The sequence below is a fragment of the Mariniflexile fucanivorans genome, from assembly GCF_004341235.1.
Lineage (GTDB): Bacteria > Bacteroidota > Bacteroidia > Flavobacteriales > Flavobacteriaceae > Mariniflexile > Mariniflexile fucanivorans.
Map to the genome: position 1 here is coordinate 56647 of NZ_SLUP01000010.1, position 23332 is coordinate 79978.

Annotated in this window: 15 protein-coding genes and 1 pseudogene; 6 read left to right on the forward strand and 10 right to left on the reverse strand. The window is 33.7% G+C overall.

Annotated elements, in window-relative coordinates; translation table 11 throughout:
- Positions 1 to 59: 59 nt before the first annotated feature.
- Positions 60 to 2975: pseudogene (locus EV196_RS17920) on the forward strand (glycoside hydrolase family 3 N-terminal domain-containing protein).
- Positions 2976 to 3079: 104 nt separating this feature from the next.
- On the forward strand, positions 3080 to 4216 hold the full coding sequence (gene bshA / locus EV196_RS17925) for an N-acetyl-alpha-D-glucosaminyl L-malate synthase BshA (RefSeq protein ID WP_132219156.1): 1137 nt from the start codon (positions 3080 to 3082) through the stop codon (positions 4214 to 4216).
- An 85-nt stretch (positions 4217 to 4301) separates the two neighbouring features.
- On the opposite strand, the gene EV196_RS17930 is transcribed toward bshA, so the two are convergent.
- Positions 4302 to 4805, reverse strand: coding sequence for an outer membrane beta-barrel protein (locus tag EV196_RS17930; RefSeq protein ID WP_132219157.1), 504 nt, complete (start codon positions 4803 to 4805; stop codon positions 4302 to 4304).
- Positions 4806 to 4998: 193 nt separating this feature from the next.
- Positions 4999 to 5484, reverse strand: a complete 486-nt coding sequence (locus EV196_RS17935) for a hypothetical protein (protein ID WP_132219158.1) — start codon at positions 5482 to 5484, stop codon at positions 4999 to 5001.
- Positions 5485 to 5628: 144 nt separating this feature from the next.
- On the opposite strand from EV196_RS17935, the gene EV196_RS17940 reads away from it, so the two are divergent.
- Positions 5629 to 8550: an FAD-binding and (Fe-S)-binding domain-containing protein gene (locus tag EV196_RS17940; RefSeq protein WP_132219159.1), complete on the forward strand. Its 2922-nt coding sequence runs from the start codon at positions 5629 to 5631 to the stop codon at positions 8548 to 8550.
- A 65-nt stretch (positions 8551 to 8615) separates the two neighbouring features.
- Here the strand turns inward: EV196_RS17940 and EV196_RS17945 are convergent, their stop codons facing one another.
- Positions 8616 to 9464: a UDP-2,3-diacylglucosamine diphosphatase gene (locus tag EV196_RS17945; RefSeq protein ID WP_132219160.1), complete on the reverse strand. Its 849-nt coding sequence runs from the start codon at positions 9462 to 9464 to the stop codon at positions 8616 to 8618.
- A 200-nt stretch (positions 9465 to 9664) separates the two neighbouring features.
- Here EV196_RS17945 and aroC point away from each other — a divergent pair, with 200 nt between their 5' ends.
- From aroC to EV196_RS17960, 3 genes are all read left to right on the forward strand, one after another.
- Positions 9665 to 10726, forward strand: a complete 1062-nt coding sequence (gene aroC, locus EV196_RS17950; RefSeq protein WP_132219161.1) for a chorismate synthase — start codon at positions 9665 to 9667, stop codon at positions 10724 to 10726.
- Positions 10727 to 11138: 412 nt separating this feature from the next.
- Complete coding sequence (locus tag EV196_RS17955; RefSeq protein ID WP_132219162.1) at positions 11139 to 12584, forward strand: dicarboxylate/amino acid:cation symporter; 1446 nt, start codon at positions 11139 to 11141, stop codon at positions 12582 to 12584.
- 36 nt (positions 12585 to 12620) lie between these two features.
- On the forward strand, positions 12621 to 13439 hold the full coding sequence (locus EV196_RS17960) for a sulfurtransferase (RefSeq protein ID WP_132219163.1): 819 nt from the start codon (positions 12621 to 12623) through the stop codon (positions 13437 to 13439).
- A 90-nt stretch (positions 13440 to 13529) separates the two neighbouring features.
- Here EV196_RS17960 and EV196_RS17965 read toward each other — a convergent pair whose 3' ends face one another.
- From EV196_RS17965 to nadE, 7 genes are all read right to left on the reverse strand, one after another.
- Positions 13530 to 14441 (reverse strand): EamA family transporter, encoded by a 912-nt coding sequence (locus EV196_RS17965; RefSeq protein ID WP_132219164.1) that lies wholly within the window; start codon positions 14439 to 14441, stop codon positions 13530 to 13532.
- Between the two features lie 71 nt (positions 14442 to 14512).
- Complete coding sequence (locus EV196_RS17970; protein ID WP_132219165.1) at positions 14513 to 14932, reverse strand: thiol-disulfide oxidoreductase DCC family protein; 420 nt, start codon at positions 14930 to 14932, stop codon at positions 14513 to 14515.
- Positions 14932 to 15801, reverse strand: coding sequence for a polysaccharide lyase family 7 protein (locus tag EV196_RS17975; protein ID WP_132219166.1), 870 nt, complete (start codon positions 15799 to 15801; stop codon positions 14932 to 14934). Before EV196_RS17975 ends, EV196_RS17970 begins: the two co-directional genes overlap by 1 nt.
- A gap of 1 nt (position 15802) precedes the next feature.
- Entirely contained in the window at positions 15803 to 17971 is a 2169-nt protein-coding gene (locus EV196_RS17980; protein WP_132219167.1) for an endonuclease MutS2, read from the reverse strand.
- 250 nt (positions 17972 to 18221) lie between these two features.
- Entirely contained in the window at positions 18222 to 20759 is a 2538-nt protein-coding gene (locus EV196_RS17985) for a DUF559 domain-containing protein (protein ID WP_132219168.1), read from the reverse strand.
- 115 nt (positions 20760 to 20874) lie between these two features.
- A complete protein-coding gene (locus EV196_RS17990; protein WP_132219169.1) occupies positions 20875 to 22329 on the reverse strand; it encodes an AMP-binding protein in 1455 nt (484 codons plus the stop codon).
- 11 nt (positions 22330 to 22340) lie between these two features.
- Positions 22341 to 23324 carry an NAD(+) synthase gene (gene nadE, locus EV196_RS17995; protein WP_132219170.1) on the reverse strand — a complete coding sequence of 328 codons (984 nt, stop codon included), beginning with the start codon at positions 23322 to 23324 and terminating at the stop codon, positions 22341 to 22343.
- Positions 23325 to 23332 lie beyond the last annotated feature (8 nt).

A 23332-nucleotide genomic window follows, 5' to 3' on the forward strand; every position in this document is an offset into this window, starting at 1 on the left:
GGCATGATTATTTGCGTAGTAATAAATACTACCTAATACTTGTTAAATTAATCCTGAATATGCGTCAAATTTTATTAATAGTTGTCTCTCTATATATATCACTCTCAACGTTTGCTCAAACACAAAATAACCCATTGGCTTCAAAGGATGTGGAAGCACAAAAAAAATGGGTTGATAGTATTTATAAATCCTTGTCTTTAGAAGAAAAAGTAGGACAGTTGTACATGGTTCAAGTCATGTCCAATCAAGATCAAGCAACAAAAATCCAGTTGGTCGATTTAATTAGAACCCATCACATAGGAGGTATTATCTACTCTTTAGGAACTCCAGATAAGCAAGCTGAGTTAAATAACGAATTACAATCGCTTTCTAAAATTCCGCTTTTAATAGGTATGGATGCCGAATGGGGATTAAGCATGCGCTTAGATTCCACCTACGCATTTCCTTGGAATATGACATTGGGTGCCATAACCGATAACAGTTTAATTGAACAAACAGGCCAGCAAATTGGTGAACATTGTAAGCGTTTAGGAGTTCATTTTAATTTTGCGCCCGTGGTTGATATTAACACCAATCCGTTAAACCCCATTATTGGAAACCGATCGTTTGGTGAAGATCGAGATAATGTTACCGAAAAGGCTTCGGCTTTTATGAAAGGCATGCAGGGTGCAGGGGTTTTGGCAAGTGCTAAGCATTTTCCGGGTCATGGCGATACAGACCAAGATTCACATAAAACCTTGCCAACTATCAATTTTAACGAAAAACGCATCGATTCCATCGAATTGTATCCGTATAAAAAATTAATAAACGAAGGTTTGTCCAGTGTTATGGTGGCACATTTAAAAGTTCCAAGCTTAGAGCCATCTGGCTATCCTTCATCATTATCAAAGCATATTGTAACTGATATTTTAAAGGAAAAGTTAGGCTTTCAAGGACTTATTTTTACCGATGCGTTGACCATGAAAGGTGCCGCCGATTTTAAAGAAGTTGGTGCTATCGATTTGGCTGCTTTTAAAGCAGGAAATGATGTCATGCTTATGTCTGAAGACGTTGCTATTGGCGTTTCAAAAATAATTGAAGCTTACAATAATGGCGAAATTAGCGAAGCACGTTTAGAGCTTTCGGTTAAAAAAATTCTTCAGGCAAAATATAAAGTAGGTTTAAATAACTATGAACCCGTTGGTTTGAATAATTTATCAACAGATTTAAACAGGCTGAAGGATGATATTTTATATGAAGAACTGCTAGAGAACGCGATTACTATTGTTAAAAACGAAAAGAATTTATTACCAATTCGTCACCTTGAAGATAAAACAATTGCTTACGTTAAAATGGGAGATGATGATGGTGCTGTTTTTTTAGATGAACTTAAAAAGTACACCAAAATACACGAAATACAAGGAGATTCTATAGAGGATTTATTGGCAAAACTTCAAGATTATAATACGGTTGTAATTGGTTTGCACCGTTCAAATCAAAATCCATGGAAATCATATCAATTTACTCAAACTGAACTAACGTGGGTTTATGAAATTGCCAAAACGCACAAAGTGGTTTTAGATGTATTTGTAAAACCCTATGCGCTTTCAGATTTGGCTACTATTGAAAACATAGAAAGTATTGTAGTAAGCTATCAAAACAGTAAAATAGCCCAAGAAAAATCGGCACAACTTATTTTCGGTGCCATTGCATCAAAAGGCACGTTGCCAGTTTCTATTGGAAATTATTTTAAAGTGGGCGATGGCATTCAAAATAACGCTATAAAATCTTTAGGTTATACCGTTCCAGAGCGTGTTGGTATGGATTCAGAAAAACTAAATAAAATAGATGAATTAGCGTAAAAGGCTGTAGATGGTAAAATGACTCCTGGTATTCAATTATTGGTAGCTAGAAAAGGAAAGGTTATTTACAATAAAAACTTTGGTAAACATACGTATTCAGGGAATGAAATGGTAGCATCTGATGATATTTATGATGTAGCATCATTAACAAAAATACTGGCTACTTTACCGTTACTAATGGAATTAGAAGAAAAAGGCGAGGTAACTTTAGATACTAAATTATCTCAAATATTACCAAGTTATAAAAATTCAAACAAAGCAAATATCACGTTAAAAACCATGTTATCACATTATGCGCGATTAAGACCATGGGAACCGTTTTATGCGCATACTTTAGACACTGCCACAAGGAAACCAAGTGATAAATATTATAGAACAGAGCGTAGTGAAAAGTTTAATATTGAAGTCGCAAATAATTTGTATTTACGTTCAGATTATCCAGATTCTATACAGAAAATTATTAAAGATTCAGATTTGCTAAGCAGAACTCAATACAGATATAGCGATTTTCCATATTACATTTTAAAGAAATATATTGAGAATTATTACGACAGAACCTTAGATTTCCTTGTTCAGGAGCATTTTTATAAATCGTTGGGGGCAAATAATACCATGTACAATCCGTATCATAAAATAAGTAATAAAAAAATTGTTCCAACTGAAGTTGACGACTATTACAGGTTTCAAGAGGTGCATGGTTATGTGCATGATATGGGAGCAGCTATGCAAAATGGCATTGGTGGACATGCCGGTATATTTAGTAATGCCAACGATGTAGCTAAAATTATGCAATTATTTTTGCAAAAAGGTTTTTATGGCGGCAAGCGTTATTTTAAACCAGAAACGCTCGATAAGTTTAACACCTGCTACTTTTGCGATAAAGGAAACAGAAGAGGTATTGGCTTTGATAAACCCCAGTTAGGTAAAGAAGGACCCACCTGTGGCTGTGTATCATTACATAGTTTTGGACATTCTGGTTTTACAGGAACTTATGCTTGGGCAGACCCTGATGAGGAAATCGTTTATGTGTTTTTAGCCAATAGAACATACCCTAGTGCAACGTATAATTTACTTTTAAAGGAAAATATTAGAACCGATATACAACGCTTAATTTATGAAGCGATAATTGAATAATATAGTACTTAAAGTGATCAAGGTTATAAGGTTATTGGGTTATAAGTTTATAACCTTATAAACGATTTAAACTCATAAACTCATAAACTCATAAACTCATAAACATGAAAATAGGTATAGTGTGTTATCCAACGTTTGGAGGTAGTGGTGTAGTGGCGACCGAGTTAGGTTTAGAGCTTTCTAAACGCGGTCATGAAATTCATTTTATTACATACAACCAACCCGTTCGATTAGAATTATTAAGTAATAATGTGCATTATCACGAGGTGAACGTTCCGGAATATCCGTTATTTCATTACCAACCTTACGAGTTAGCTTTATCAAGTAAATTGGTTGATATGGTGAAACTTCATAAAATTGAAATTTTACACGTGCATTATGCCATTCCCCATGCTTATGCAGCGTATATGGCTAAAAAAATGTTGCAGGAAGACGGTATTTTAATACCCATAGTTACAACGTTGCATGGAACAGATATTACGCTCGTTGGCAGTCATCCGTTTTATAAACCAGCGGTAACTTTCAGTATCAATAAGTCCGATGCAGTAACCGCAGTATCACAAAGTTTAAAAGAGGATACCTTACGTTTATTCGACATTAAAAACGATATTCATGTAGTATCTAATTTTATTGATTTGGATAAATACAATCATAAATTTACCGATTGCCAACGTGGCATGATGGCACATGAAGATGAAAAAATCATCACTCATATTAGCAATTTAAGGCCGGTAAAACGTTCTCAAGATGTTATTAGTATATTTTACAACATTCAAAAAGAAATGCCTGCAAAACTGATGCTTATTGGTGAAGGGCCTGAACGTGAACATTTGGAATTTCGCTGTCAAGAACTAGGTATTTTAGATAAAGTTATTTTCTTCGGAAAAAGTAATGAAATTGATAAGATTTTATGTTTTAGCGATTTATTTTTATTACCATCGCAAACAGAAAGTTTCGGATTGGCAGCGTTAGAAGCCATGGCATCGGGCGTTCCTGTTATATCAAGTAATACAGGTGGTATTCCAGAAGTAAACATTCATGGAGTTTCTGGTTTTTTAAGTGATGTTGGCGATATTGACGATATGACCAAAAATGCCCTTTATATTTTAAGTGATAAAAAGCGATTGAAAAATTTTAAAATAAATGCTAGAAAAACTGCTGAAAAATATGATTTGCACACCATTGTACCTCAATACGAAGCTATTTATGAAGATACTTTAGCAAAGTGTATGGTGCTTTAAGGTTTCAATACTTCAATGCCAAAAATTAAAAAAGGGGTTGAATTACAAATTTAAAATTCAACCCCTTTTTATTTAAAAAATATATTTAGAATATATAAGTAATTCCTATTTTTCCGCCACTTACAACATTTCCTCCACCAAATTGGATATTAACTCCCATATTGTCACTAAAGAAATAACGACCACCTATTTGTAATCCCAATCCGAAATTATCAGCACCATTGTAATCAGTTTTAGTTCCATTTATTTTACTGCTCCAGCTAAAATAATTTAAGTTGGCACCAGCATATAAATCCCATACACTAGGAATATCTAAAATTTCATTAAAATGGTAGTTTCCATTGGCTTGAATACCTATAATAGTACTTTTAAAATCATTACTAAATTCATTACTGCCGTGATTATATGATTGGTATGACAATTCACCTCCAAGAGTGAAGTTTGGTGCAATGCCATAATCAAGTCCTGCATAAATTGGTGTAACCCTACCAAAAGTTCCAATCCCAGCGTTTAATTGTAAACCACCTTCTTCTATAGGTGCTTGAGCAAAGCTAAATCCAATGGTAAATAAAGCCAGTGGTAATGAGATTTTTTATGTTTTAAATTTTTTAATGTTAGTTGTTAAATGTTATTTCAATCGTTTAATGTAAAAAACACATTCAAAAGTAATTAAATTATTCTAAGTAAAAACAATCAAATAATTTTGTTTATAAAAATAACTATCTAAATTATGGTCATTTTTATATTTTGAATGTGTTTCTCTTTTTATTTCAATAAGTTGATTAAAATTGATATCTAACACCTAATGCAATATCAAAATCTAAATCATCTCTGTAATCACCAAATCCAAATTCTGGTCTAATATCAAGAGATAATTGTAAAGGAATATCAAAATTATATTCAATACCTATATCTCCAGCGGCAAAAATAAAGGTTTCGCTATCATCAAACCCAGGTTCTACGCTATCAAAACTGTAAGATGCTACACCACCACCAACACCAGCGTACCAGTTAAAGTCGCCTTCTAAACTCCAAACCCATTGGTAAATACCCGCAAGTTTAAAACCATCGTATCCATTTCCACTGCGTAAGCCTAAATCTACTTCTAAACGGTTAATATCACCTAACGCACGTTGGTATGATATTTCGGCACCAAAACCGTCACTATCACCAAGGCGTAAGCCAATGGCGTTTTCCGAAATGTCTTGAGCGTTAGACGCCACTGTAAAACCTAATAATGCAACTGAAAATAAAAGTAATTTCTTCATAAATGTGTTTTTTTGTTAGTAAATTATATACGACCTTTTTAATAAAAAAGATCTTTTGCTAATCTAATAGATTTTACAAAAATAACGTCAAAATTGTGTATATATTTAACATCTCATTAGTTTTATCAACATTTTATTAAGATTATGGCGTTAACATCACATTTACAGACATTAAGCGAAAAACTTACAGGTGAATTATTTTATGATGATTTAATAAAGTCCATTTATGCTACCGATGCTTCTGCGTTTAGAATGTTACCATTGGCTGTGGCATACCCAAAAACCAATGAGGATATTAAGCAACTCATTCAGTTTGCAAAAACACATAAAACATCATTAATTCCAAGAACAGCAGGCACATCACTGGCGGGTCAATGCGTTGGAGATGGTATTGTGGTTGATGTTTCTAAGTATTTTACTAAAATTTTAGACATCAATAAAAAGGAGCAAACCGTTACCGTGCAACCAGGCGTGGTTCGAGATGCGTTAAATAATTATTTAAGACCATTTGGACTGTGGTTTAGCCCCAATACATCCACATCAAACCGTTGCATGATTGGTGGTATGGTTGGTAATAACTCTTCGGGAACTACCTCCATTCAATATGGTGTAACACGCGATAAAGTAATTGAAATGCATACTATTTTAAGCGATGGAAGCACTGTGGTTTTTAATGAGGTATCTTCGGAAGCATTTCAAGACAAAACAACTTTAAACAGTTTAGAAGGAAATATTTATAAAAGTATTTATACTGAATTATCTTCGGAAATCATTCAAAATCAAATCATTGAAAATTTTCCTAAACCAGAAATACATCGAAGAAATACAGGCTATGCGATTGATGAATTGATAAAATCAGATGTGTTTTCAAATTCATCTGAAAAATTCAACATGTGCAAACTCCTTTCAGGAAGTGAAGGCACGTTGGCATTTACAACACAAATCACCTTAAAATTAGACACATTACCGCCACAAGAAGCTGTTATGGTGGCTGCACATTTTAATAGTATAGAAACCTGCTTGAGTGCTGTAGAAATGGTTATGAATCATAATTTGTACACCTGCGAAATGATGGATAAAACCATTTTAGATTGTACAAAGCATAATAAAACCCAGCAAGAAAACAGGAGTTTTATTCAAGGCGATCCCAAAGCCATTTTAATGTGCGAAGTACGAGCGTTTACAAAAGAAGAAGTTGGTGTTTTAGCAAAAAATCTTGTAAATGTTATTGAAGCTTCAGGGTTAAGTTATGCATTTCCTATACTTGAAGGTGATGAAATAAATAAAGCAAATAACTTGCGTAGTGCCGGATTGGGTTTGCTAGGAAATATAATTGGCGATAAAAAATCGCACCCTTGTATTGAAGATACTGCGGTTACAGTACCCGATTTAGCAAACTATATTTCTGAGTTTGCTGCTTTAATGAGAGGCTATAACCAAGAGGCTATCTATTACGCCCATGCTGGTGCTGGCGAGTTGCATTTACGACCTATTTTAAATTTAAAGAAATCTGAAGATGTGGTCTTGTTTAGAAAAATAACAACCGATGTCGCACATTTAGTGAAAAAATACGGAGGTTCTATGAGTGGAGAACATGGCGATGGTATTGTGCGAGGAGAATTTATTCCGTTAATGATAGGTGATGCGAATTATCAAATTTTGAAACGTATAAAATCAGCGTTTGATGCGCATAACATTTTTAATCCTGGTAAAATTGTAGATGCGTTCCCTATGGATAAATCTTTAAGATATGTTCCAGATAGGGTAGAGCCTGAAATTGAAACCCTGCTCGATTTTTCGCATTCTCAAGGTATTTTGCGTGAAGCTGAAAAATGCAACGGTTCTGGCGATTGTAGAAAACTACCAGAATTTGGAGGCACCATGTGCCCAAGTTACCGCGCCACCAGAAACGAAAAAGATACAACGCGCGCTCGTGCCAATGCGTTGCGTGAGTTTTTAACCAATTCCGATAAAGCTAATAAGTTCGACCATAAAGAATTAAAAGTCGTTTTCGACCTCTGTTTAAGTTGTAAAGCCTGTGCCAGCGAATGCCCAAGTAGTGTGGATGTGGCGAGTTTAAAAGCGGAGTTTTTATACCAATATCAAAAAGTAAATGGTACTTCCATGCGTACTAAATTGTTTGCTTATAACAATACGTTTAACCGTTTAGGAAGTCTGTTTCCAGGGTTAACAAATTTTGTGTTTTCAAATGGCTTTACGTCTTCAATTTTAAAAAAATCATTCGGAATTGCGAAAGAAAGAAACTTGCCTTTAATTTCAAATAAAAGTTTAAGTAAAGAGTTTCAAGTTTTTGAAAAACAAGAAGTTAAAAAAGAATATATAAAAACAGTTTATTTATTTAATGACGAGTTTTTAAATTATTTAGACACGCCTATCGGGGTTGATGCTATCCAGCTTTTAACCGCTTTAAACTATGAAGTGAAAATAGTTGAACATGCTGAATCTGGACGCACGTTTTTATCAAAGGGGTTTTTAGAACAAGCTAAAAAAGTAGCAAACAAAAACGTTTCTATTTTCAAAAATTTAATAACTTCTGAAACACCTTTAATAGGTATAGAACCATCGGCTATTTTAACTTTTAAAGATGAATATTTGAGATTGGCAGACGATAAAATTTCCGCGGAAGCGATAGCTAAACACAGCTTTTTAATTGAAGAGTTTATTCAACAAGAAGTCAAATTAGGGAACATAAAACCAGATCAATTTACTTCTGAAGCAAAAACGATTAAATTTCATGGGCATTGCCATCAAAAATCATTTAGCAATCAACTATCTAGTTTTGATGTTTTAAATCTTCCTAAAAACTATAAAGTAACCATTATTCCAAGTGGTTGTTGTGGTATGGCAGGAAGCTTTGGTTATGAAAAAGAGCATTACGAAGTAAGTATGAATGTAGGCGAACAAACCTTGTTTCCAGCCGTTAGAAAGGCACCAAGCGATACGGTTATTTCTGCCAACGGAACAAGTTGCAGACATCAAATTAAAGATGGTACACAGCGTGAAGCAAAACATCCTATTACTGTTTTACGAGAGGCTTTGGTTTAGTTTGCAGTCTCAGTCTCAGTCTTAGTAACCAGTTACTAATAACTCAACAAATAAACAAATAAACACTATTTAGTTTTCTTCTTATGTTGCTCTACAATAGTAATTGCAGCTATTAAATCGTTCATATTCATGTCTTCAAAATCTTCTTCAACAAAAAAAGGGGAAAGTTTATCTTTGCTATAGTAGTAAATTTTCCAACGTTTGAATTGGTATTCTAGTGCAGTGAAATTTTCAGTCCAATCACCAGAATTCAAATACATGGTTTTTCCGTTTTTAGTTTCAAAATATTTTATTTTTGGTTCATGTATATGTCCGCAAATCACGTAATCGTAACAATTTTCAATAGCCAAATTTGAAATAACCTTTTCATACCTATTAATGTGTTTTTGAGAGGTTTTTACGTTGTTCTTTACTTTTTTAGATAAGGAATAACGCTCTTTGCCGCAACGTTGTAAATACCAGTTTGCCATACGGTTTACGAGTGTTAATGCGCTATAGCCATAGTCGCCAAATTTAGCAAGCCATTTTGCGTTTTGCATAGACATATCAAAAACATCACCATGAAAAAACCATGCTTTTTTACCATGCAATTCCAAAACTAACTTATCTACAATTTTAATACTTCCTATGGTGGTGCCTGTGAATTTTCGAAGTAATTCATCATGGTTACCTGTAATATAAATAATCTCCACGCCATCGGCAGACATGTTCATAATCTTCTTAATAACCTTTAAATGCGATTTAGGAAAATAACGTTTGCTAAATTGCCAAGCATCAATAATGTCACCATTTAAAACAAGTTTTTTAGGCTCAATACTGTTTAAGTAATTCAATAAGTCCTTTGCGTGACATCCACGTGTACCTAAATGGACATCGGATATAACGGCAATTTCTATTTTACGTTTAATTTTCAAACTAAGAATGTGCTTTTTGTAAAATACTCGATTTTATATTACTTAAGCATTAACTAACAATTAATTAAATATGAGCATATTGTTATCCAAATGTTATGTTGTGGATTTATGAAGTATGATTTACGAATTACGAATTATGAATTATACATTTAGTACAGTCGATTTCTAAAAAAGCATTATTTTAGCAAAAAAATAAAATTATGGCTGGAAATTCCTTTGGAAAATTGTTTACTCTAACAACGTATGGCGAATCTCACGGACCTGCTTTAGGAGGTGTTATAGATGGGTGTCCATCTGGAATTGAATTAGATTTAGATGCCATTCAGCAAGAATTAGATAGAAGAAAACCAGGACAATCGTCTATTGTTACACAGCGTAAAGAACCGGATGTTGTACAATTTCATTCAGGTATTTTTGAAGGAAAAACTACAGGAACGTCTATTGGTTTTGTGATAGAAAACACCAATCAAAAATCGCACGATTACACCCATATTAAAGATAGTTATCGCCCAAGTCATGCCGATTATGTGTACGACCAAAAATACGGGTTTAGAGATTACCGTGGTGGCGGACGTAGTTCTGCGCGTGAAACCGCATGTAGAGTTGTAGCTGGAGCTGTTGCAAAACAAATGCTTAAAGGCATGGAGTTTTATGCTTACGTATCTGGTGTTGGTGCTTTAAAGCTTGATAAAACATATAATGAGTTGGATTTAACTCAAATAGAATCGAATATTGTACGTTGCCCCGATGCAGCCATGGCAGCAACCATGGAAACCTACATTAAAGAAGTGAGAGGAAAAGGAGATACCGTAGGTGGTGTTGTAACTTGCGTTATAAAAAATGTACCAGTAGGGTTAGGAGAACCTGTTTTTGATAAATTACATGCCGAACTTGGAAAAGCCATGTTGTCCATAAACGCCGTAAAAGGTTTTGAATATGGTAGCGGTTTTGAAGGTTGCACCATGTTGGGTAGCGAGCATAATGATGCGTTTAATACCGATGGCACTACAAAAACTAATAATTCTGGAGGTGTTCAAGGAGGTATTAGTAACGGTATGGATATTTATTTTAACGTAGCATTCAAACCTGTCGCAACGCTAATTCAAGAATACGAAACCATCGATAAAGAAGGAAAAGTGGTAGTAATGCATGGTAAAGGGCGTCACGACCCTTGTGTGGTACCACGCGCTGTACCTATTGTTGAGGCTATGGCAGCTTTGGTTTTAGCCGATTTTTTCTTAAGAAATAAAATGTATAATTAGAAGCTATTTCCCGCTTTCGGCTATATCTTTTTAAACGTCATTGCGAGGAGGCACGACGAAGCAATCTGCCTATTCCTAGTTAGCCGTAAGTTTCAGTTTCATTATTTTAAAAAGGATGCCGCCTCAATCGGGGCTAAACTATCTGTGGTGTTTAGTGATGCAACAAAGTCAGTTGAATTTTTGAAATATTCTAAAATGGCAAAAACAATCAATTAGCTTCATTTATCAGCCCGTTTTTAATGAAATAGCTAAAAACATCATATAAATATTCAGTTTAGTTGAAAATTTTATGCCTTGAGTATAAACCTCGTGACTACTCATAGTCAAAACAGTTTAAATTCTTATCTTGCTTTCAAAATTTAATAATTTACTAAAAACAGTCCCTCTCCTTTGGAGAGGTTAGGAGAGTCTTATGAAAAAACTTGCACTACACTGGAAAATCTTAATAGGCATGACGCTCGGTATTATTTGGGCATTACTTTCAAGTACATTGGGTTGGAGCGCATTTACCATTAATTGGATAGACCCGTTTGGTATTATTTTCATCAATTTATTAAAACTCATCGCGGTGCCCTTGGTATTGTTTTCTATTATTGGAGGTGTTGCCAATATTGGCGATCCTAAAAGTTTAGGGCGTATGGGTGGGAAAACCTTATTCATTTATTTAATAACAACAATAATGGCTATTTCCTTAGGGTTGTTATTGGTAAATCTTGTAAAACCAGGAAAGTTAATAGATGAACAAAGCAGAATAGACAACCGTATTCGTTACGAAATTTGGGCAGCTTCCGAAGGGCATGAGGTTAAAGATGGCATCAATTATTTAAAAGACCCTGCTTTTTTTGAACGTGCTCAAGAGATTTCAGAATTATCAAAATCAGAATTAAAAGAAGCTTCGGTTTCAGATAAAGTTGAAAAAGCAACCAAACAGCAAACTATTTCGCCGTTGCAACCTTTAATAGATATTGTACCCGAGAATTTTTTCGCATCACTTTCTAATAATGGCTTGATGTTACAAATCATCTTTTTTGCCTTATTTTTTGGAGTATGTTTATTATTCATTCCTAACGAAAAATCGCAACCTGTTTTAGCTTTGGTAGATGGTATTAATGAGGTGTTTTTAAAAATGGTAGATTTGGTAATGCAAGCAGCTCCATTTTTTGTATTTGCATTATTAGCAGGTGTAGTAAGTAAAATGGCAGGTGATGATATTGGTAAAGTTATCGAAATTTTTAAAGGATTAAGTTGGTATTCGTTAACCGTTTTGGTAGGCCTTTTGCTCATGATTTTTGTAGCATATCCAACCATTTTAAAACTATTTGTAAAGAAAATATCGTATTCGGGCTTCTTTAAAGCAATGAGTCCAGCACAAACCTTGGCGTTTTCAACATCTAGTAGTGCTGCAACCTTGCCCGTAACTATGGAATGTGTGGAGCATAATTTAGGGGTCGATAAAAAAGTAAGCAGTTTCGTGTTGCCAATTGGGGCCACCGTAAATATGGATGGTACCAGTCTATATCAAGCTGTTGCGGTTATATTTTTAGCACAAATGCATATGATAGATTTAACTATTGGGCAGCAATTAACCGTTGTAATCACTACAACATTAGCATCTATTGGGTCTGCAGCAGTGCCAAGTGCAGGTTTGGTTATGTTGATTGTCGTATTGAATTCTGTGGGATTAAACCCTGTTTGGATAGCTATTATTTTTCCAGTGGATAGAATTTTAGATATGTTTAGAACCGTTGTAAACGTAACAGGTGATGCTACAGTATGTTCAATTATTGCTAATGGAGAAAACATGTTAAATTATCACGACACTAAAAACCCCACGGAAACATTCGATTTAGATTCTTAAAAATTTAAAGAAACCACATTAAAACACACATTTACCATGGCTAAAATTAATATATCAAATTCCGTAGTTTCCGTATCATGGTTGCATGATAATTTAAAAGCTGAAAATTTAATTGTTTTAGATGGTACTATCAACAAAGTGTTTGATAAAAACCAACTTCAAATACCTAATACCAGATTATTTGATATTAAAAATAAGTTCAGCGATGCATCTGCGCCATTTCCATCCACATTTCCGTCTGAAAAACAATTTCAAGAATCTGCACAGGAATTAGGAATAAATAGCGATAGTGCCCTTGTAGTTTATGATGATAAGGGAATTTACTCCTGCGCGCGGGTTTGGTGGTTATTTAAAGCTTTTGGTTTTGATAATGTTGCTGTATTGGATGGTGGTTTTCCTGCATGGAAAAAAGCAGGTTTTTCAACAGAATCCATGAAACTTTATACTGGTGAATTAGGTGATTTTGAAGCGAAACTCAAGCCAGAATTCATGAAATTTTTTAAGGATATGAAAAAGGCTTCAGAAACTAAAAGTCATACCATTATTGATGCCCGTTCTGAAGCACGTTTTAAAAGTTTAGAAGCTGAACCCAGAGAAGGGTTGCGTATGGGAACGATTCCTAATTCGGTTAATTTGCCTTTTGAAGATTTACTAGAAAACAATCAATTTCTTTCTAAAGATTCAATGGAAGCTAAGTTTCAAAAACTAGCAAAAAAAAACGAACCCATCATTTTCTCATGTGGTTCTGGAATAACTGCCTGTGTATTAGCTTTAGGAGCCACCATGTCTGGTTATAAAAACATATCGGTTTACGATGGTTCTTGGACGGAATGGGGCAGTTTAGTACCTGAATAGTTTCTTTTAAATTCAGCAATCTTATAAAATAAGCACAAACTATTATTAAGTGTTTCTCTTTTCTTTTAGCGTCACTTAATAAATAGCATCTTAAATTTTTATATGAGTTGCTTTTCGTTTCTTAATCTGCTTTCTAAAGTTAGGAATGTTAAATATAATAACGGAAACTGCTATTAAACTAAAACTTAATCCTTGTAAAAAACTTATGTGTTCCTTAAAATAAAAAACAGCAAGTAGAAAGTTAATAATAGGGTTTAGATAAATAAAGATGCCAACAATAGCAGAGTTGAGCCCTTTTAAAGCATAAATATTTAAATACATGGGAACAATAGTGAAAACGACAGCTATTAATGCAATAATGGCATAGAAAAAGGTTGTTTTTTCTATGTTGGAAATGTAGCTAGGAGTAAAAGGAATTAATAAAACAACAGCAACACCTATTTGAAACGTTAAAACTAAAAACCGATCCATTTCTTGATTTTTACGTTGTAACACTAAATAAATGGCGTAGGTAAAAGCAATAATCATGCTATAAAATAAATCCATAAAGTTACCAAGCGAAAGCAATAAGCAACTAATTAAACTTAATGCTACCGATATCCATTGTATTTTGAATAGTTTTTCCTTCAAGATAAGATAGGCGAGTACCATGGTTAAAATGGGGCAAATAAGATATGCCAAAGAGGTTGCACTCACACTAACGTTGTTCATCACATAAATAAAAATAAACCAATTAAGTGCTAAAAACAAGCCGCTTAAAAGGTTGATGATAACAATACTTTGCTGATTTTTTTTAGAAATAGTTCGAAATAGTTGTATGTTTTTACGAAGGGTTTTAGGGCGTAAAAACACCACGACCAACAGCATTATAAAAACGGAAGTTACCGCACGGTATATTAAAATATCAAAAGCAGGAAATGCATCTAAAGATTTTAAAACAAGACTAAAAAAGCCCCAAATACTAAAGGCTGTTATGACTGCTAAATAGTATTTATAACGCATTTCATCAATTTATTTAAAAGTGCAAATGTATTTTAAATGGCAGCTTTTTAAATGTTAAATAACGTTATTTTTTAATCTAAAAATTTACTTTTTAATTCGGGGGTTGGTATCCAACAGGATTCTTTTTTACCAAACCATTTATAGCGGTTTTTTGCAATATAATCGTATACAAAATTTCTAATAAACGGTGGCACAATAATAAATATGCTTAATGTGTTTATAGGAAAACGTAAATGACGTGCAATTTTTAGAGCTGCTGTCGATTTTGAAACCAGTTCTTTTTCAGGTGTATACAAAAGAATAGAATCTGTTTTTGAGGTATCGATATTGAATTTTTTTATAATCTCTAAACCTGTATTGCTTTGTAAGGCCGCAAAAAGAAACACATTGTTTTTATCGTGCTTAATAATATACTGAACGGAGGCATTACATAAATTGCAAATACCATCAAATAATATCAATTTTTTATGATTTGGTACTTGTATACCCATTAAAAATGATCAGTTTTTACTTCATACAAAACTACTTGTGCTGTTTTTACATAATCTGAATTCCAGCCATAGTAATTGCCAGTTTTAAAATAATTGTTGTAAGCATAACCATTTGTAACATAATCATACACAAACGTATAATCGGTATTTATGTTTTTGGCTTCGCATATCAAAGCGTAATAAAACTTGCCACCTTCAATTTTAATTTTAAAAGTGAATACTTCATTATCTACTGTACCAACATCTTTTTTTGTGTCTGAATCACTCGTCCAAGGATCACCATCGTTCGGTTTTATGTAATGATCTAATTGAATTACGCCACTATTCCAGCGTATTTTAATGGTAGCAGGAGATCCAACCAAACCAGTTGTTTCAATACCATGAACTTGGGCTACAATGGTTCTTCCGTTTCCTTCAACAAAGTCCACTTTTAATGTGGTTTCCAGAATGTGAGTGCCCGTATCCATAGACCAATTGTCGCTGGTTGTTTGGTTGCCTTGCCAGAACTCACGAAGCTCAGTACGGCAGTATTTGCCATCGTTTAAAGTGGCTGTGCCAGACGTTGTAAATCCTGTGAATTTGGTGAACATGGTATAGCTACCATCTGTGTTTTTGTAAAAATATTGAGATTGTTCAGTATTAAGTGTATTGTTTTCAATGGCTTGGTAATATATGGACGTCGCATTACCATTGCCATTATTAATGGGAACGGATAAATACCAGTTTTTCCATACTATTTTAGGGTCTTCAGTAGGGGTGTCGTCGATTTCTTCTTCTTTAACTATTTCTTCTTCATTATCGGAAGAGCTACACGAATAAGTTCCAAAAATTGGAACTATTATAAATAAAAGGGCAAAAATGTGTTTCATGTTATTTTTTTATAGCTTCAACTAATTCTAATTCACTCATACTAACATTAGTCGTAAAGATACCATAATTAACAACAGCTTTGTTTTTTTCAATTTTATCAATACTACCAATGGCACGACCATCTTGCATACGTACACGGTCTCCAACTCTTAAAATAGCTTTTGGTTTCGGGGTTTCAATGGCTTTTTTCTTCGCTTCTTTTTTCTTTTCGCGAATTACTTCAACTTTCTTTTCAACTTCTTGTATAACTTGTTTTTCTTTAATTTTAATGACCTTTTTTTCTTTTGGAGTTACTTTTATCCGCTTAGAATTTTCAATTTGAACGAGCTTAAAAAGTTCGTCCATTAAAGCCTTTTTTTGTTTGTTGTTGAAGAATTTATCTGATAAATCATCAACTTTTTGTCCTAAGTAAATTAAGCGTTGGTTGCTATCGTACAATTCTTGATAGCTTTCTAATTTTTTCTGAATTTTAGCATTTGTTTCCTCAAGTTTATCAGCTTCTTGAATCTTTTTCTTTTCATTAAGTTTTAATGATTCTCCTGTTTTTTCAAGTTTAGAACGTTCTTTTTGAAGTTTTGCAATCGTAGCATCAAAACGCACCTTACTTCGCTCAATCTTCTTTTTCGCTCGGTTTATCAATCCAAATGGAATGCCGTTTTTTTGTGCCACTTCAAAGGTGAAACTACTACCAGCTTGCCCAATCACCAATTTGTACATGGGTTCCAACGTCTTTTCATCAAATAACATATTCGCATTTAGCATATTAGGCAATTCATTCGCCAATATTTTTAAATTGGAGTAATGCGTTGTAATGATGCCAAAAGCTTCCCGATGGTAAAATTCTTCTAAAAAAGTTTCAGCTAATGCTCCACCAAGTTCAGGATCACTACCTGTACCGAATTCATCAATTAAAAAGAGCGTGTTTTTGTTACACTTCTTCAAGAAATAATTCATTTGTTTTAAACGGTAACTGTACGTGCTCAAATGATTTTCTATAGATTGATTATCACCAATATCGCTTAAAATACGATCGAATAAACACACGCTACTACGTTCGTGCACAGGAATTAACATCCCACTTTGTAACATCACTTGTAATAAACCAACGGTTTTTAAGGTGATACTTTTTCCACCTGCGTTGGGACCAGAAATAACGATGATACGACTATCTTGTTTTAATTCTATAGTTTGGGGAAATGTTTTTTCTTTCTTTTTAGCGTTGTTTAAATAGAGTAATGGGTGGTAGGCATCACGCAAATACATGCTTCTGTCTTCTGAAATTTCAGGAAGTATGGCATTCATGGATTGTGCGTATTTCGCTTTTGCGGAAATCACATCTATGTCGATTAAAAACGCTTGATATTTTTCTAAAAGCGGTGTAAACGGACGAATAAAATTGGTGAGTTCTTTTAAAATGCGAACTACTTCTTCATTTTCCTCAAACTCTAAATTATTCAATTCGCGTGAATATTTTAGAGTTGCTTCAGGTTCCATATAGACGATGCTTCCTGTTTTACTACTTCCCATGATGGAACCTTGCACTTTACGACGGTACATGGCTTTTACGGCTAAAACGCGTCTGTTTTCTACAACGCTTTCTCGTATATCGTCTAGATATTCCAGACCATGATATGTATTTAAAGCAGAAGCAAAACTTTGGTTTATTTTACCTTTTACACTGTTTATGGATTGTCTTAAATCGAAAAGTAGGTTAGAGGCATTATCTTTTATATCGTCAAAACGATCTACTACAGCATCCACTTTTTCAATAATGGCTTTGGTAACTTCTATATGTGATGCGAATTCGTTAAGGTTTGGATAATAAGTTTCAAACTTTTTTAGGAACGTTACAATCTCGTTTGTACTTAACGACATCGAAACAATTTTCTTTAAGCTATGTACTTCTAAATACGTGTTTTCTATGCGTAATAATTTGATTTCCTTAGTGATGGCGTCAAAACCATGGTTCGGAATTCGGTTATCGTTGTAAAACGATGATAAGTATTCGTTGGTTAGTTTTAAGCTAATTAATAGCGTTTCTTGTGTTTTGTAGGGCTCAATTTGCAATGCTTTTTCATTACCTAATGTGGTAACACAATGTTCGCTTACTTGTTGTAATACGGTTGAAAACTCTAAATCTTTTAATGTTTTTTCGTGAATGTGAATCATTCTTAAATTATAAACTTAATGGTATAAGAATGCAAAGTTAAGGATTATGTTTTATTAAAAATGAATTAGATATGTTATGGGTTTAATTCAAAATTATTATGATAAAATATTTTATCATTTAAAATAAAGGGCAATTTATTCCAGAAAGTCAGTCTGAGCTTGTCGAAGACTTCATAAAGTTGCACTTCGACTAGCTCAGTGTGACATAGAACATTGATCTGGAATTTAGTATATGAATTAAATTATGGAGTTAGCTTATATAATTCCAAATATTTTTATACTTGCTTAAAGCCCTATAGGTGTCTAAAACCACTTTATTATCTGGATTGGATAGTTTGGGGTCGTCTTTAAGTAGTTTTTTAGCGTAAAAGCGCGCACTTTGTAAAATGTCTTTATCTTTAATAATATCGGCAATTTTTAAGTTTAAAACACCGCTTTGTTGCGTGCCCATAAGATCACCAGGACCACGTAAACGCAAATCGACTTCGGCAATTTCAAAACCGTCACTGGTTTTAACCATCGTTTCCAAGCGAGTTTTACTATCTGCGCTTAATTTGTGACTTGTCATTAAAATACAATAGCTTTGTTCAGCACCACGTCCAACACGACCACGTAATTGGTGGAGTTGCGACAAACCAAAACGTTCGGCACTTTCAATAATCATTACAGAGGCATTGGGTACATTAACACCAACTTCAATAACGGTGGTGGCAACCATAATTTGGGTTTCACCTTTAATGAAGCGTTGCATTTCAAAATCTTTATCGGCAGGTTTCATTTTGCCATGAACAATGGAAATTTGATATTCGGGCATGGGGAAGTCTCTGGAGATACTTTCATAACCATCCATTAAATCTTTATAATCTAAAGCTTCGCTTTCTTGAATGAGCGGATACACAATATAAATTTGTCGCCCTTTTTTAATTTCATCTCGAATAAATTTGAAAACATTCAAGCGGTTTTTATCATATCTATGAACCGTTTTTATGGGCTTTCTTCCGGCGGGTAATTCATCAATAACCGAAATATCTAAATCACCATAAACGGACATTGCTAAGGTTCTTGGAATAGGGGTAGCTGTCATTACTAATATGTGTGGAGGGATGAAAGCCCCACCAACCTCCCCAGAAGGGAGGCTTTCCAAGCTCTTTGTAATATAGCGCAAAACATTATCTATATCTCCAATGATTTGCTCATTAGTGAATCTTATAACTTTAAATCCTATTTCTGTTAAAATAGTAGTGCGTAAATCGTCTGCTTCTTTTTGTTCAATAGTTGTATGATAACCTCCATCAACTTCAATAACTAAGTTTTTCTCAAGGCATACAAAATCGACTATAAACTCATCAATAATGTGTTGTCTTCTAAATTTATGATTAATTTTTTTATTTCTTAAACATTCCCATAAAATAGATTCTGCTTCAGTTGCGTGTTTTTTATTTTCAGATTGAAGTTCTTTAATTAAATTATAAGCTGATGGGCGAGCAGTCATATATTTTTGACGAATAGATTTAGCCTCCTCCCTTTGGGAGGATTGAGGTGGGCCTTTCTTCCATAATTTGCTGCGTTGGGCGACTCCAAAACGGTGTTGTTCATCGATGATGGCGAGCCCTAAATTTTTGAATTTCACTTTATCTTCGAGCAACGCATGGGTGCCAATAAGGAGTTGTAATTCGCCATTTTCTAAAGCTTCATGAATTTTTTTTCTTTCTGAAGTTTTACTTGAGCCAGTAAGTATTTTAACGCTGATATTCAATTCGTTACAATAATCAAGTAAACCGTTATAGTGCTGGACTGACAAAATTTCAGTCGGAGCCATTAAGCACGCTTGAAAATCGTTGTCAAGTGCCATTAACATTGACATGAAGGCTACTATGGTCTTTCCAGAACCTACATCGCCTTGTAACAAGCGATTCATTTGTGCATTACTCCCTAAATCGGCACGAATTTCTTTTAAAACGCGCTTCTGTGCATTGGTTAAATCGAAGGGTAAATGGTTGTTGAAAAAGTCGGTAAAATAAGAACCAACATGTTCAAAAGGAAACCCTTTAATTTTCGATTTATGAATTAAATTTTTGATGATAAGTTGAAACTGAATATAGAAAAGTTCTTCAAATTTTAAACGAAATTGAGCCCTTGCTAATAGCTCTTGACTCTTCGGAAAATGCACATTAAAAAGGGCGTCACTTTTATTAATTAATTTTAATTCTGAAAGTATATTTTCTGAAAGTGTTTCAGTAAATCTGCCTCCAGTTTCAATAAATAATTGTTGTATAATTTGAACCATCAACCGATTTGTAACACCTTTATTTGAAAGTTTTTCGGTTGAAGGATATACTGGTTGCATGGCAGAACGTAAATTTTTTTCGTGTTCTTCCTGTAATTCTAGTTCAGGGTGTGGCATATTAAATTTGCCACCAAATAAATTGGTTCTACCAAAAATAACATAAGCTGTGTTTAGTTTTAAATTCTCTTTTATCCATTTTTGTCCGCGAAACCAAACCAATTCCATAACGCCTGTTTCGTCTTGAAAGGTAGCGACCAAGCGTTTTCCTCTTTTTTGTTCGACCTCTTTAAACGCTACTATTTTACCAATAACCTGTACATCGGCATTATTTGGTTGTAATTGGTTTATTTTGTAATACTGGGTGCGGTCTATGTATCTATTTGGAAATAAATTGATTAAATCTTGATACGTATGAATACCCAATTCTTTTCGGAGCAAATCTGCACGATTTGGGCCAACACCTTTTAAGTAATCGATAGGAGTTTGTAGATTGGTAGTCATAGAGCACGAATTTAAGGCATTTTGAGCAATTCGAGAAATAGAATATTTAGAGGTTTTAACTTGCTAATTGTTAGCCTTGGTCTGTACTTTTTTAAAAGTTTTTAAAATTGAAATTTTAGCTTTTTTTACCCGTAGCACTTATTTTTATAGAGGTTTTAAAAACAATTTTTTGTGGAATTTTATAAAATGATAAATTTTTAGAACATACTTGAAGTATTTTTTCTTTTATAGTGCTTTCATCTATTTTATGATCAATAACAATGGTTGCTAGAATTGCTTCACCTAAAAGGTCATCATCATAACCAGTAATTGTACAATCTACTATTTCTGGAATGGATAAAATAACAGCTTCAATTTCTTTTGGGCTCACCCTTTTTCCTCCAACTTTTAGAATCTCTTTTTTTCTTGCCACTAAGTAAATATAGCCATCATCATCCATTTTGGCAATATCACCAGTGTATAACCATCCGTCTTTTATGGCAAGGTTCGTTTCTGCATCATGTTTGTAATAGCCTAACATGATGTTTTCTCCGCGAGCAAGCAATTCACCTGTTTCATTTGCTTTTATAACGTTCCCTTCATCATTTACAATCTTTAGCTCTACGTTTGGAATGGCTTTGCCAATGGAACTTGTTTTAGTGTGTATTAATTCTGGTGGCAAATAAGATAATCGCGCTGTGGCTTCCGTTTGCCCATACATAACATAAAATTCTTTTGTTGGGAATGCTTCTATAAACTCCTTAATAAATACGTCATGTAACTTGCCTCCAGCTTGAGTTACGTATCTTAAACTTGGGAATTCTGTTGCTTTAAATGACTCTGATTTTTTTAATAATATTTGAAAATGACTTGGTACTCCTGCAAATCCAGTACAGTTATAATGCTTTAAATCTTGAATAACAGTTCCTAAAAACATGAAATTATTATTTAGAATTATAGATCCTCCAACCTTTAGGTGTGTATGCAATAAAGATAATCCGTAACAATAATAGAAAGGTAACACAACTAGCATTCTATCTGTTGAAGATAATTTTAAGTATTCAATAATGGAATTGGTATTAGTAATTATGTTTTGATGACTTATTATAACACCTTTAGGCTCGCCCGTTGACCCAGAAGTAAAGATGATTTCTGCAGCTTGGTTTTTGTTAAAATCGGAATTAAAATAATTGGTTTTTTGATTTTCAATATGACATAATGCTTCCTCTTCATCAATTAAATGAATATCGGTATTAAATTTTAATCTGTGTTTTAGACTTTCAGTAATAAAAACCGTTGAACATTCGGTAGTATTGAGTATGTAATCTAAATTACTTTGTTCGATAGCAAAATTTAGCGGAACACAAGTGTTACCAGATTTGATGATTCCTAAATAAGCGGTTATGAAGAAAACAGAATTAGGACTTATCAATACTATATTTTGACCTTCTCCAATGGTTTCTTTTAAATAAGAGGCAATTTTTATACCATCATTATAAAGTTTTTTAAATGAACTTGTTTCTTTTGAACCTAGCAAGAAATCCTTTTCAATATTTTTGGTTAGATCAAATAAGTAGTCGAAAACATTCATTTTTTTAAGTTTTAGAATATGGGACGCATTCTTAAATATTCGGTAGTTTTTCTTTTTCTTTCAAAGTTTCTGTAGATGTTTTCAATATCTTGTGTTGTTTTATTCATAACGTTTCCAACTTCATTTGCGGGATAGTTGTTTTCCCAACCATACCAGATTAAATCCATTTGTTCAAACGGCATTTGGTAAAAGAAATCTTCTTGTGTTTGTTCTGCTGTATAAGTGTCGGTAGTTGGTGTTCTGTCAATAATTTCTTGAGGTACTCCTAAATGTTTTGCTAATTGATAGACTTGTGTTTTGTATAAATGACCTATTGGCATCACATCTGCACCACCATCACCATGTTTTACAAAAAAACCTTGTTCTACTTCATGTTTGTTGGGTGTGCCAATTACAGCATAATGCAATCGTTCGGCGTGATAATATAACATGCTCATTCTACTTCGTTGTTTAAAATTTGTAGAAGCTACAATTTGCAGATACTCTTTTACGGGCAATAACTTGCTTATTATTTCCCCATTTGGTTTAATGACAGTTACCGAAAAAGCGGGTGGTAAATTAGAAGCCGCATTTTGCTTAATCTCGATTTTAGCTTTGTCCACAGCAGGATCAAAATCTGAAATCACTCGTGCGATTGCTTCGTCTCTTCTTTTGTAGCAGCCAAAGCCATCTAATGCGTTCGTTATGTTTTCTAATAGTAAGTCTGTAATTCCAAATTTAGAGGCTAATTTTTCAGCTAAAACACGGCTGTCATCATTGGAGTCTTGCTCTGGAAGCATGATAGCAGTCACGTTTTTTGATCCAAATGCTTTTGCAGATAATGCCATACAAACAGAAGAGTCAATACCGCCACTTATGCCAATTACAGCACCGCGACGTTGCAGTTTTCTGGTTACATCGTTTTTGAGTTTAGATATTATTTCATTACAAACAATTTCAATATTTTCAATTTGTAAAATATCTTTTGAAAAAGGTTTACGTATTGTTGTTTCCATATTTTTCT

Bases quoted from the DNA above. Each gene is read 5' to 3' on its own strand.
- bshA (WP_132219156.1), top strand. From the start codon at position 3,080: ATGAAAATAGGTATAGTGTGTTATCCAACGTTTGGAGGTAGTGGTGTA.
- aroC (WP_132219161.1), top strand. From the start codon at position 9,665: ATGGCTGGAAATTCCTTTGGAAAATTGTTTACTCTAACAACGTATGGC.
- EV196_RS17955 (WP_132219162.1), top strand. From the start codon at position 11,139: ATGAAAAAACTTGCACTACACTGGAAAATCTTAATAGGCATGACGCTC.
- EV196_RS17990 (WP_132219169.1), bottom strand. From the start codon at position 22,329: ATGAATGTTTTCGACTACTTATTTGATCTAACCAAAAATATTGAAAAG.
- EV196_RS17965 (WP_132219164.1), bottom strand. From the start codon at position 14,441: ATGCGTTATAAATACTATTTAGCAGTCATAACAGCCTTTAGTATTTGG.
- EV196_RS17940 (WP_132219159.1), top strand. From the start codon at position 5,629: ATGGCGTTAACATCACATTTACAGACATTAAGCGAAAAACTTACAGGT.
- EV196_RS17975 (WP_132219166.1), bottom strand. From the start codon at position 15,801: ATGAAACACATTTTTGCCCTTTTATTTATAATAGTTCCAATTTTTGGA.
- EV196_RS17980 (WP_132219167.1), bottom strand. From the start codon at position 17,971: ATGATTCACATTCACGAAAAAACATTAAAAGATTTAGAGTTTTCAACC.
- EV196_RS17960 (WP_132219163.1), top strand. From the start codon at position 12,621: ATGGCTAAAATTAATATATCAAATTCCGTAGTTTCCGTATCATGGTTG.
- EV196_RS17935 (WP_132219158.1), bottom strand. From the start codon at position 5,484: ATGAAGAAATTACTTTTATTTTCAGTTGCATTATTAGGTTTTACAGTG.
- EV196_RS17970 (WP_132219165.1), bottom strand. From the start codon at position 14,932: ATGGGTATACAAGTACCAAATCATAAAAAATTGATATTATTTGATGGT.
- nadE (WP_132219170.1), bottom strand. From the start codon at position 23,324: ATGGAAACAACAATACGTAAACCTTTTTCAAAAGATATTTTACAAATT.
- EV196_RS17985 (WP_132219168.1), bottom strand. From the start codon at position 20,759: ATGACTACCAATCTACAAACTCCTATCGATTACTTAAAAGGTGTTGGC.